Source organism: Clostridium sp. 1001283B150225_161107_B6, from assembly GCF_015556325.1.
In the GTDB taxonomy this organism is placed as follows: Bacteria; Bacillota; Clostridia; order Lachnospirales; family Lachnospiraceae; genus Enterocloster.
The window spans coordinates 101,998-113,696 of record NZ_JADNMD010000018.1; the positions used below are offsets into that span (position 1 = coordinate 101,998).

The 11,699-nt window shown below is 51.6% G+C and carries 10 protein-coding genes; 8 read left to right on the forward strand and 2 right to left on the reverse strand.

What is annotated here, in order from left to right; all coding sequences use genetic code 11:
* The first annotated feature begins 106 nt into the window (after positions 1 to 106).
* Positions 107 to 925, forward strand: coding sequence for a YdcF family protein (locus I2H39_RS27285; RefSeq protein WP_195627999.1), 819 nt, complete (start codon positions 107 to 109; stop codon positions 923 to 925).
* Between the two features lie 99 nt (positions 926 to 1,024).
* On the opposite strand, the gene I2H39_RS27290 is transcribed toward I2H39_RS27285, so the two are convergent.
* Positions 1,025 to 1,294, reverse strand: a complete 270-nt coding sequence (locus I2H39_RS27290) for a hypothetical protein (protein WP_195628000.1) — start codon at positions 1,292 to 1,294, stop codon at positions 1,025 to 1,027.
* 285 nt (positions 1,295 to 1,579) lie between these two features.
* On the opposite strand from I2H39_RS27290, the gene deoC reads away from it, so the two are divergent.
* The 6 genes from deoC to I2H39_RS27320 all read left to right on the forward strand — a co-directional run bounded on the left by deoC (position 1,580) and on the right by I2H39_RS27320 (position 8,898).
* Positions 1,580 to 2,245, forward strand: a complete 666-nt coding sequence (gene deoC / locus I2H39_RS27295; RefSeq protein ID WP_138306895.1) for a deoxyribose-phosphate aldolase — start codon at positions 1,580 to 1,582, stop codon at positions 2,243 to 2,245.
* A 54-nt stretch (positions 2,246 to 2,299) separates the two neighbouring features.
* A complete protein-coding gene (locus tag I2H39_RS27300; protein ID WP_138306896.1) occupies positions 2,300 to 3,418 on the forward strand; it encodes an ABC transporter substrate-binding protein in 1,119 nt (372 codons plus the stop codon).
* Positions 3,419 to 3,516: 98 nt separating this feature from the next.
* Positions 3,517 to 4,638: an ABC transporter ATP-binding protein gene (locus I2H39_RS27305; RefSeq protein ID WP_138306897.1), complete on the forward strand. Its 1,122-nt coding sequence runs from the start codon at positions 3,517 to 3,519 to the stop codon at positions 4,636 to 4,638.
* Positions 4,628 to 6,280 carry an iron ABC transporter permease gene (locus I2H39_RS27310; protein WP_138306898.1) on the forward strand — a complete coding sequence of 551 codons (1,653 nt, stop codon included), beginning with the start codon at positions 4,628 to 4,630 and terminating at the stop codon, positions 6,278 to 6,280. The genes I2H39_RS27305 and I2H39_RS27310 overlap by 11 nt, the downstream gene beginning before the upstream one ends.
* A 63-nt stretch (positions 6,281 to 6,343) precedes the next feature.
* Entirely contained in the window at positions 6,344 to 8,041 is a 1,698-nt protein-coding gene (locus tag I2H39_RS27315) for a sensor histidine kinase (protein ID WP_195628001.1), read from the forward strand.
* A 35-nt stretch (positions 8,042 to 8,076) separates the two neighbouring features.
* Entirely contained in the window at positions 8,077 to 8,898 is an 822-nt protein-coding gene (locus I2H39_RS27320; protein WP_138306900.1) for a response regulator, read from the forward strand.
* A 171-nt stretch (positions 8,899 to 9,069) separates the two neighbouring features.
* Here I2H39_RS27320 and I2H39_RS27325 read toward each other — a convergent pair whose 3' ends face one another.
* The gene (locus I2H39_RS27325; RefSeq protein ID WP_195628002.1) at positions 9,070 to 10,344 is read right to left on the reverse strand and encodes a M23 family metallopeptidase; all 1,275 of its coding nucleotides are present in this window, start codon (positions 10,342 to 10,344) and stop codon (positions 9,070 to 9,072) included.
* A gap of 319 nt (positions 10,345 to 10,663) precedes the next feature.
* Between I2H39_RS27325 and I2H39_RS27330 the strand changes: the two genes are divergently transcribed.
* Positions 10,664 to 11,674 (forward strand): LacI family DNA-binding transcriptional regulator, encoded by a 1,011-nt coding sequence (locus tag I2H39_RS27330; protein WP_138306902.1) that lies wholly within the window; start codon positions 10,664 to 10,666, stop codon positions 11,672 to 11,674.
* Positions 11,675 to 11,699 lie beyond the last annotated feature (25 nt).

An 11,699-nucleotide genomic window follows, 5' to 3' on the forward strand; every position in this document is an offset into this window, starting at 1 on the left:
ACGGAACAGGTAAAGCGGCGGTTAAAACTTACAATTTCCGTAAAGCTATTGTATTTAGCGCTGGTTTGTGGTACGAAAGAGGTGATATTGAACAGGGGAGGAATGAATGAAGAGAGAAGGAAGAACGCAGCGCAACATAAAATCCATATGCCTTATGGCTGCCGGAAGTCTCTGTATGGTTTATTATATTCTGGGCGGAATCCTTAGGAGTTACCGCCTGTCCGCGTTTTGGATTTGGATGGCAGTGGGAATTCTGCTCACAGCAGCCGGTTTTCTGGATTGGCGGATGAAGAGACAGGGACGGACCTGGTTCAGACACAGATGGAGCAGGCGTGCTGCAGGCGCTTTGTTTCTGGCGGCGGTTCTGTATTTTTGCGCAGTGGAGGCGCTGGTTTTTTCCGGTGTCATGTCAAAGGGGACAGCGGGGTTAGACTATCTGATTGTGCTGGGAGCCGGTGTGTATGGGGAGGAGCCCAGTCCGGCCCTGCGCTCCAGGACAGAGACAGCCATCCGGTATCTTGAGGAAAACCCGGGTGCCAAAGCAGTGCTTTCCGGAGGTCAGGGACCTGGGGAGGCCATAACTGAGGCAGAGTGCATGGCCCGTCTTATGGAGGCGGAGGGAATCGCCCCATACCGGCTTGTGAAGGAGGAACACTCCACCACAACGGCGGAAAATATAAAGAACAGCTATGAACTCATAGGTGGAACAGACAAACGGGTGGGCATTGTAACCAGCAACTTCCATGTGTTCCGGGCCGTGGTGACAGCCCGGGCCGCAGGCGGGGAGCATGTGACGGGGATTGCAGCCCCCTTCTCCGGTATCCTGTTGCCTCATTACATGGTCCGGGAATGGCTGGCCTTTACCGTGGATTTTGGTTTTGGGCGTTTCCACACCGGAGCAGGGTTCTGGAAACATTTCAGTTAAGGCCGGTCCTCCTGCATTATTATATTCAGAATTCCTACAGGCGGAGGTACAGCTGAAAAATAAAAAGGCTGGAACAGTAATCGGCGGATTGATTACGTTTCAGCCTTTTTGTTTTTTCCTATACTCGTCAATCACGTACTTAGCCTTCTCAGCATATTCGCTGGGGGTATAAATATAGTACTGGATTTCCAGCTCAGGCCGTTCGCCCAGCCTGCCCATGAGCATGCCGGTCCGCCTGCTCCGGGCGCCTGTATTGACAACCTTTACTTCATAAGGAATCTGTCCGGCTTTCAGGGCCTGCTGTACGGTGGCGTACAATTCCAGATTGTTGGTCATAAACACTTCTGCTTTTTTCTTTTTACCGAACATGGATGCCTCCTATTCTGTCATCGGAGGACCGGGACAGGGCTGTCTGCCGGCGGCCGTCCGCCTGTAATAAAATCAGGTTCTGTATATATCTTATCATATTTCACAATAAATTCCATCAGAAAATATCCAATGGATAATTAAGACTATGAATTATCTACAATATATACAAAAACACAGGATGAGTTCAGAATATTGGACAATTTGCCAGGATTACGGATGGTTTAGGCGGCAGTGAGAGGATATAATGAGATTACAAACAAACACGGAAAAGACAGGGGGATGGGTATGACAAGGGAAGAGATTCTGGTCCATGTGGACCATACGCTGTTAAAGGCAGTCTCCACATGGGATGAAATACGGACACTCTGTGAGGAAGCCATTGAAAACCATACGGCTTCCGTCTGTATACCTCCCAGCTATGTAAAGCGGGTGGCGGAAGCCTATGGGGACAAGCTGAATGTGTGCACGGTCATCGGGTTTCCGCTGGGATACAACACCACGGAGACAAAGGTTTACGAAACCCAGAAGGCCCTGGCGGACGGAGCCGGGGAAGTGGACATGGTGGTAAACATCGGTGATGTGAAAAACGGCGGGTTTGCCAGGGTCACACGTGAAATCGAGGCGGTCAAAAAGGCAGCGGGGAACCATGTGGTAAAGGTAATCATCGAAACCTGCTATCTGACAGAGGATGAGAAAAGAGAACTGTGCAAATGCGTAACGGACGGTGGGGCCGACTATATAAAGACCTCCACGGGATTCGGGACAGCAGGTGCCAGGATTGAGGATGTCAGGTTATTTAAGCAATACATTGGCGAGGGCGTGAAGATTAAGGCTGCGGGAGGCGTGAAGACCAGGGCGGATTTGGAAATGTTCCTGGAGGAAGGATGCGACCGTATAGGCACCAGCTCCGCCCTCAGGCTTTTAAGCGGACAGGAAGCGGGAACCTATTGATTTCTTATATCAAACATAAACCATATTAACAAAGTTTAAAGGAGGATAAAGGTAATGAAAAAAAGAAGAATAATTCCGGTTTTATGCGCAGCAGCAGTGGCTGTCAGCCTGGCAGGCTGTTCAGGCGGTTCAGGTTCTGCAACAGAGAAAGGCGCTGACACCCAGGCGCCCAAGGCAGAGGCCGGTGCAGAGGCAGGGAAGGATGAGTCTGCTGAGGCAAAGAAGGAAGAGGGAGGCTCTGGTTCAGCCGACGAGAAGCTGATTATCTACAGCCCTCTTACAGAGTCCATGATTGATTCCATGCTGGCCATGTTCGAGGAGGACACGGGGATTGACGCTGAGTGCCTGGCCATGGGCACCGGCGACGCGCTTAAGAGAATCCAGACAGAAGCCGATAACCCCCAGGCAGACATCCTTTGGTCAGGGACCATTGGAACCGTGAAGAATAAGAGCGAATACTTTGCGGATTACGTCACAACCAACGAGGATGCGTTCTATGATGAGTATAAGAACACAGAGGGCAATCTGACACGTTTTGACACCATTCCGTCTGTTATCATGGTGAATACGGACCTGATTGGCGATATCAAGATTGAGGGATATGAGGACCTGCTGAATCCTGAATTAAAGGGCAAGATTGCATTTGCAGACCCTGCGGCCTCCTCCTCTTCCTTTGAGCATCTGGTAAACATGCTCTACGCAATGGGCGGCGGCAATCCTGACAATGGATGGGACTATGTAAAACAGTTCTGTGCACAGCTGGACGGCAAGCTGTTAGGCGGTTCTTCCGCAGTGTATAAGGGCGTTGCAGACGGAGAATACACCGTGGGACTTACCTTTGAGCAGGGTTCTGCCCAGTATGTGGGCGCCGGCGCGCCGGTCAAGACCGTTTATATGAGCGAAGGCGTTATCTTCCGCGGCGACGGCGTATACATCATCAAGGGCTGCCCCAATGAATCCAATGCCCAGAAGTTTGTGGACTGGCTCACCAGCAAGGACGTACAGGAATTCATGAATAATACCCAGTACAGAAGAACCATCCGCAAGGATGTGGAGGCAGGAGACGCCATGGTTCCCATGGACCAGATTAAGGTAATCCAGGACGACGAGACAGACACCGCGGCACACAAGTCTGAGTGGCTGGATGCGTTTAAGGAGCTGTTTACAGAGTAAACAAATCCGGACATCAGGTGTTGCATAACAGTACATACATCGGGGGCGTGGCTTAATATGTCAGCCCCCTTCATTTTAGAGGAATTGAGGGGAAACGTATGAGTGTTTCAATTGGAATTGACAATGTAGTGAAAAAATATGGGGACCTGACCATTATACCGGACCTGTCCGCCTATATAAAGAATGGTGAATTCTTTACCCTGCTGGGACCATCCGGATGCGGCAAAACCACCCTGCTGCGCATGATTGCCGGATTTAACAGCATAGAAGGGGGAACCATTCAGTTTGACGACAAGGTCATCAATGATATACCGGCCCAGAAAAGGAACATCGGCATGGTGTTCCAGAGCTATGCCATCTTTCCCCATCTGACGGTCCGTCAGAATGTGGAGTATGGCCTGAAAATCCGCAAGGTGCCAAAGGACCACATGAAGGAGCGAGTGGATGAAATCCTGAAGGTGGTAAAAATTGATGAATACCAGGACCGTCTGCCGGAGCGTCTGTCCGGCGGCCAGCAGCAGAGAGTTGCCCTGGCAAGGGCCATTGTTATCCATCCCCAGGTGCTTCTTATGGATGAGCCGCTGTCCAATCTGGATGCCAAACTGCGTATTGAGATGCGCAGCGCCATCCGTGATGTGCAGAAGCAGGTGGGTATTACCACGGTTTACGTGACCCATGACCAGGAGGAAGCCCTTGCCATTTCAGACAGGATTGCAGTTATGAAGCTGGGCATTATCCAGCAGATTGGAAGTCCCCAGGACATCTATGCAAGGCCCTACAATGCGTTTGTATCCACCTTTATCGGCCATTCCAATCTCTTTTTCGGAACCATAAAAAAACAGGGAAGCGTGCCTTCGGTTGTGTTTGCAAACGGGTACCATGTGGAAATGCCCAACCTGGTGGATACAGTGGCAGAGGGGCAGAAGGTGGTGGTGTCTGTCCGTCCCGAGGAATTTTCCCTGAATCCGGAAGGCATGGAATGCGAAATCATCAGCAGGACCTTCCTTGGCAAATACACCAACTACTTCCTGCGCTTTGAAGACGGCATGGTGCTGGATGACCAGCCCAGCATTGAATACTCCCAGGATTTGGGCCATGTGGACCGCATCTTCGGAGTGGGAGAAAAGATACGCCTTAGACCGAACCCCAATAAAATCAACGTGTTCACCGAGGACATGGAACAGAGTCTGATAAAGGATGTGAAGAGATATGACGAATAAGAAAATCAGGTGGGACTTCTGGACCATCGTGACAGTGGTCATCATTGCCCTGTTTGCCCTCTTCCTTCTCTATCCGCTTATCAGCCTTTTCTTAAGCGGTTTCAAGGACACGGAGACAGGGGTGTGGACCATTGACAACTATGCCAGGTTCTTTTCAAAGAAATACTATAAAAGCGCACTGCTCAACTCGTTTAAGCTGACCTTCAGCGTGACTGTGGTAGCCATTGTACTGGGGGTACCCCTGGCCTACTTTATGTCGTTCTATAAGATTAAGGGTAAAGGAGTGCTGGAAATCCTGTTCATCATTTCAATGATGAGCCCCAACTTCATCGGCGCCTATTCCTGGATACTGCTTCTGGGTAGAAGCGGAACCGTGACCCAGTTCTTAAAGGGCCTGGGTATCCATATGCCGTCCATTTACGGCTTTGGCGGAATGCTGCTGGTGTTTGCCCTTAAGCTGTATCCGTTTATCTATATGTATGTGTCGGGGGCCCTTAAGAAGATAGACGTGGCCCTGTCCGAAGCCGCGGAGAGCCTGGGATGCGGAGGACTGAAAAAGGTATTTACCGTCATCATGCCCCTGGTAACCCCGACCCTGATAGCGGCAGCCCTGCTGGTGTTCATGAACTGTATGGCTGACTTTGGTACGCCTGCCCTGATTGGCGAGGGATACCGCGTCATGCCTACCCTGGTATATTCCGAGTTCGTGGGAGAGACAGGAGGCTCCGCCAACTTTGCAGCATGTATGGCAACCATCATGGTGGTAGTCACTGCGACAGTGTTCCTGCTGCAGAAATGGTATGTGAACACCAAGTCCTTTACCATGAGCTCCATGAGGCCCATCCAGCCCAAGGAAGTCCATGGCATCAAGGGATTTTTCATCCACCTGTTTATCTATCTGCTGGCAGCCACCTCCATCATACCCCAGTGCATGGTTGTGTATACCTCCTTCCGCGCTACCAAGATGCAGGTGTTTGTGGATGGTTTTTCCCTGGAAAGCTACCGCAAGGTGTTTTCCACTGCCATCCAGTCCATCAAGAATACATATCTGTACTGCCTGGCAGCCATTGTAATCATCGTGGTCCTGGGCATGCTCATTGCTTACCTGGCAGTGAGGCGCAAGAGCTGGCTCACCAACGCAATAGATACCATCGCCATGTTCCCTTACATCGTACCGGGTTCTGTCCTTGGTATCACGCTGCTGATTGCATTTAACCATCCTCCTATGATGCTGGCTGGTTCTGCCATCATCATGGTTATATCCCTGGTCATCCGGAGACAGGCCTATACGCTGCGCTCCAGCTCCGCCATCCTCTATCAAATCAGCCCGAGCATGGAGGAGGCTGCCATCAGCCTGGGGGATTCGCCCTCCATGTCCTTTGTAAAGGTGACGGCGAAAATGATGCTTCCCGGCGTTGCGTCCGGCGCCATATTAAGCTGGATTACGCTGATTAATGAACTCAGTTCTTCCGTCATGCTCTATACGGCCAACACAAGGACAATGTCAGTGGCCATTTACAATGAGGTTATCCGGGCCAGCTACGGTACCGCCGCTGCCCTGGCAACCATACTGACAGTTACCACCGTGGTATCCCTGCTCATCTTCTTCAAGGTGTCAGGCAATAAGGACGTGACAATGTAGCTGTCATATGATAAACTGAACTGTGCAGTATTGTACAAAATTAACGGTAAAAGGTGCAGGCGTATGAAGAAGCGAAAACAAACATGTTTCAGGGACGAAATCCGGAAAAGTTTGATTTTCCATGCGCTTGCACCTTGTTTTATATCGCTGGTGGTCCTTCTTCTGGTGTTTACCGCAGTGGGGTCCCAGCAGATTATCCGCAAGAGCAGCACCATGCTGGACCATTTTTCCAGGGAGTTTGAGGGCGTTATTGACAGCTATGTGGACGAGAACAAGAAGGTGGCCGGGACCCTGGATGTGGGGCTTTTTAAGGGACAGCCCTCCTATAAGACGGAGACCGTGTCGGACATTTACCGGTTCCTTAACAGCCAGGTCTACAGGGGGGATTATTACCTGTTTGACCAGGAACGGAATCTGGTTTTCTCCACCAACAGCCAGGCCAGCGTCATACAGTACATAGGCAATTACCTGCCCTGGAACACAACGGACCGGAATGACAGTAAAAATGACTGTATCTTCATTTACGACAACACGGTGGTGGACGGCAGGGCGCTTCCGGCGTGGCTCATGTTCCAGACCGTTGTAAAGGACGGCAGGCTTCAGGGCTACAGCGGTTTTGTGCTGAAGGCCGATGCCTTTAAGGAACGGCTGGGAAACATGGAGCAGCCCGTGCTGCTGATTAATAAGTTCAACCGGCTGTTCACAGACGGAGTGTCCAGGTTTCAGAATGACCGGGGCAAGCTGGTGGAGGAATTCCGGGACGGCGGCAACCTGGTGCACCTGGATAACAGATGGTACTATACCAACAGCGTGTCCGTGCTGGATAAGGAGGCCTCAGTACAGGTCATATATGACTGCACTTCCTTTGTACAGCTGTGCTTTATGTCCCTGGTGCTGGTGGGGTTCCTGGCACTGGCAGTGACCCTGGCCATTTACCGCAGCGCGGGCAAGGTGGCGGACAAGAAAACGGAAATCATATACGACCTCATAGGCGCCCTGGACCAGGTGGAGAAGGGGGATTTGGATGTGTCCCTGGAAATCACCTCCGGGGATGAGTTTGAACGCATCGGACATTCCTTCAACACCATGATTGGAAGCATACGCCATCTGCTGGCCAGGCATCAGGAGCTGGCAAAGGAAAATATGCTGGCAACGGTCCAGATTCTGGAGTCCCAGTTCAACCCCCATTTTCTCTTCAACACCCTGGAATCCATCCGGTATATGATAAAGTTCGGGCCGGGGGAGGCGGAGAAAATGCTGGTCAGCCTGTCCAGGATGCTGCGCTACAGCATCCAGAACGGCAAGGATGTGGTGACGGTGAAGGAGGAGATGGATTTCATTAGCCGGTATCTGCAGGTTATGCTGTACCGGTACGGGGACCGGTTAAAATACAGCATTGACCTGGAGGAGGGCAGCAAGGGTGCGTCCATACCAAGGATGACCCTGCAGCCTATTGTGGAGAATTCCATTAAGTACGGTTTTGGAGAGGACAGGGACTGTCTGGAGATTCGCATCCGGACCAGAATACAAAACAGCGTCCTTTCCGTCATCATAGCGGACAACGGCGTGGGAATACGGCCTGAGCTCTTAGGGGAGCTGAGGGCCAATCTGGAACAGGGGCAGAACCAGACAGACCATATCGGTATTTATAATGTCCATAAGAGAATACGCCTGGTGTATGGAAGCAGGTATGGAGTTGGGATTGACAGTAAAATGGAAGAGGGGACAGTGGTGACGCTCCGGGTACCATGTGAGGAGTGATGCACACTCCCGGCGTAAAGATGGGGGAATCTGTCATGTTATTAAAAGTAGTGATTGTGGAGGATGAGGAAATCATCAGAAAGGGGCTTACTTTTGCCCTGAACTGGCTGGATATGGGCTGCATCATTGTGGGCACGGCCAAGGACGGGGCAGAGGGGCTGGAAACCATTCGGAGGGAACAGCCGGATATAGTGCTGACCGACATCAAGATGCCTAAGATGAACGGGCTTAAGATGATAGAGACAGCCATAAAAGAACAGCATTTTTACAGTCTGGTGCTGACCAGCTATTCGGAGTTTGAACTGGCACGGCAGGCCATCCATATGGGGGTTACGGACTATCTGCTAAAGCCTGTGGACGAGGATGAGTTAAAGGAATCCCTGGACAAAATCCGGCAGCAGATAGCCTATGCCAGCAAGTACGAGAAAATCGAGAAGATATCCCAGGACAGGATTCTGACTGTTTATGACGAGTGGAAGATATTTGACAGCGCAAAGAACAGCATGGACCCCTACGTAAAGAAGACCTATGAGTTCGTCAAACAGCATTATAAGGAAAAGGTGAGCATCAACCAGGTGGCGGAAAGCCTGGGGGTCAGCACCAGCTATCTCAGCAGGAAGCTGAAGGCAGGGCTTAACACCACATTTGTGGACCTGTTAAACCAGTACAGGATTAAAAAAGCCCTGAACATGCTGAACCAGGGCACCATGCGGATTTATGAGATATCGGACGAACTGGGATTCAGCGAGTATAAACATTTCTGCAGCGTGTTTAAAAAATACACCAATGTGACGCCGTCGGAGTTTTTAAAGAACGGCGGCGTGGCTGTGGTGGGAGAGAAAGAAAGCCGTGGATGAAACGGTGGTCCGTATAAGGGACGATGGGACCAGGGTGTGAGACAGGCCGCGGGTAATGGGCACCGCAGGTAAATAAAAGGCGCAGCTTTTTTGCATGTGACATGCAAAAGAGGATGCGCCTTTTTGGCGGAATACAGGATATGGGAAGGGACGCCGCCCGGCGGGAGTGAGCTAAAGCGGTTTTTCTGCTGATTCCGCCAAAGGCCCTGCCTGGGACGGCGTAGCCGGCTGCGCCGGAACCAGCGGGTCCCTGATGCCGTATACCCGTTTCCACTCCTTTGTTCCCTCCACCTTCACTGCCTCGCAGCGGTTCAGGTTCAGGAATTTTACCAGCTCATAGCAGCTGACCCAGATTTCATTGTTGCTGTCCTTCTGGGATTCATCAAAAATCAGCTCCAGGCCAAAGTGGAGATGGGGTTCGTCGATGTTGTTGGTATTTTCCGTATGGCTGTATCCGGTGCGTCCCAGATAGCCGATAATGTCCCCGGCCTGCACCACGCTGCCTACCTCCAGCCCGGACTGGTAGGGGTAATTTTTGCGCAGATGGGCGTAATAATAGTAGCGCTTGTGGTCAAAGCTCCGGATTCCCAGCCGCCAGCCGCCATACTGGTTCCAGCCCAGGGCTTCCACATAGCCGGATTCCACGGCAACCACCGGTGTTCCAACCTGGCCCATCATGTCATGGCCCAGGTGCTGGCGCTTGAAGCCGTAGCTGCGGGCCACGCCGAAGTCGTCAAAATCACTGTAGGGAAAGCCTTTTGCAATGGGGGAAAAAGCCTTGAGTCCGTATTTTGTCACCCACACCGTGGCAGGGTCCCCGGGAGCGCCTCCGGCCACGCCCGAGGGAAGATAGGCAGCCGGGGCCTCGCCCGCAGGAATTTCAGCCTCAAACTGCCCTACCATGCCGTCCAATACAGCCCCGTAAGCCTGGCGGTAGTAGGAGTAGTATTTCATGTCCTTTGTCAGTTCTTCCATGGTGGTTTCGCCGTTTTTCAGCTTTTCAGCCACCGCAGTCATGTGTTCCGCTTTGTATTTGGAAAAGTCTCCGCCGTAGCGGGTTCCCAGATAGGCCAGTAAATCCACCCAGTTCAGATGGATATCTGCCTGACAGGTGTCCACATCAAGGCGGAATGCCTGGTTCATTGCTTCTGAAGTGACGCCGAAGTCCACCCATTTGATGTAATCCTTCTTTTGGTCTGCGTTATGGGTATTGCTTTTATCCTTGTATTTATCTGCCCCTGCCTTGTCCGGGCCTGGGCCGTCCATGCTTTCCAGGGGATTCATGTATCCGGCCAGCCTGGAGGCCTGGCTCATCACTGCCTGGCCCGGGTCTGTCTTAAATAGGAAGATACCGAGACACAGCAGGCTCAGCACCAGCATTTCACCGTAAATCACGGTCTTTGTACTGATATGTAAATGCTCCCGGAGCATTCGGAAGAATCTCATGATATACCGCCTCCTGACACCCTTTCGGGAAATATGGGTCCTAAAGCAATCTTATGCCTGTCCATGCCGTTTTATGCATGAATCAGGGGAGCGGGGGCAATTTATACAAAAGAAAAACTTTCTTCTTTTGGCCGTAAACGTATACGGCCGTAAAATTTACGAAAAAATGTCTAAATTATTATGCAAAATGCATAGGGGTACCTGTGCATTTTGTTGGTTCTGGAAATGGCGGGAAAATCCCGCTGATGGTATAATATTTTCATACGTAAACGTTTACGAAAACCATTCTTTAACAGGAGAATTGGGGAGAAGGCCTATTATGAAACAAGTAACAATCAAAGATATTGCCAGGGAGGCAGGGGTATCCATCGCCTCTGTATCCAGGGCATTAAACGGGATGGACGGTATCAGTGAGGAAAACCGGAACCGGATACTCCGGGTATGCGAACGGCTTTCCTACACGCCCAACGGCCTGGCCCGGAGTCTTGTGAAGCGCAGGACCCAGACCATAGGCATTATCATGCCGGATATCATGAGCCCTTTTTATTCCGAACTCATGGTGAAGGCATCGGACGCTGCCCACAAGAGAGGCTACCAGGTGCTGCTGTGCAACAGCTTCCGGGAACTGAAGGCGGAGCGGGATTATCTGAAGCTCCTGGCGGAACACCAGGTGGAGGGAATCCTCATATTCCCCATTGGTCCCAGGAGCACGGAGAGCATGGCCGAATTCATACACAATGTACCCATGGTGGCGCTCAATGAGCTTACGGGCCAGTGCGGGATTCCCTATGTCTGCGCTGATGAGGAACAGGCAGGCAGGATAGCTACCGAGTATCTCATATCCAGGGGATGCCGTAACCTGCTGTTTGTAGGATTTAAGCCGGAACGTCTGGCCCACCGGTACAGGGCAACCAGTTTTCTGGAGACAGCCAGGGCAAAGCGGATTCCCGCCCAGATATATGAGTGCAATCTGGATTTTCGGACCAGCTTTGAGAGGGGATACAACCACTTCAAGCATTTCCTTCAGAGCGGACTGGCCATGCCGGACGGAATCGTGGCTGCCAGCGATGCCACGGCCAACGGGATTGTCAAGGCATGCCGGGAGAATGGAATCCGCATACCTGAGGATTTTTCTCTCATTGGATTTGATAATATAACAGAGGAGCTTCCCTACATCGAGCTGACCACGGTGGCGGTTTCCCACGAAGAACAGATGGAAACAGCCGTGGAGCTGCTGCTGGGAATGGTGGAGGAGGGTGCGCCTGTGGGGGGCAAGGCTTCCGTAAAACTGGAACCGCGGCTGGTGGAGCGGCGTTCCTGCAAGGGCTGAACCAAGGGTTAAACCAAGGGCTGAT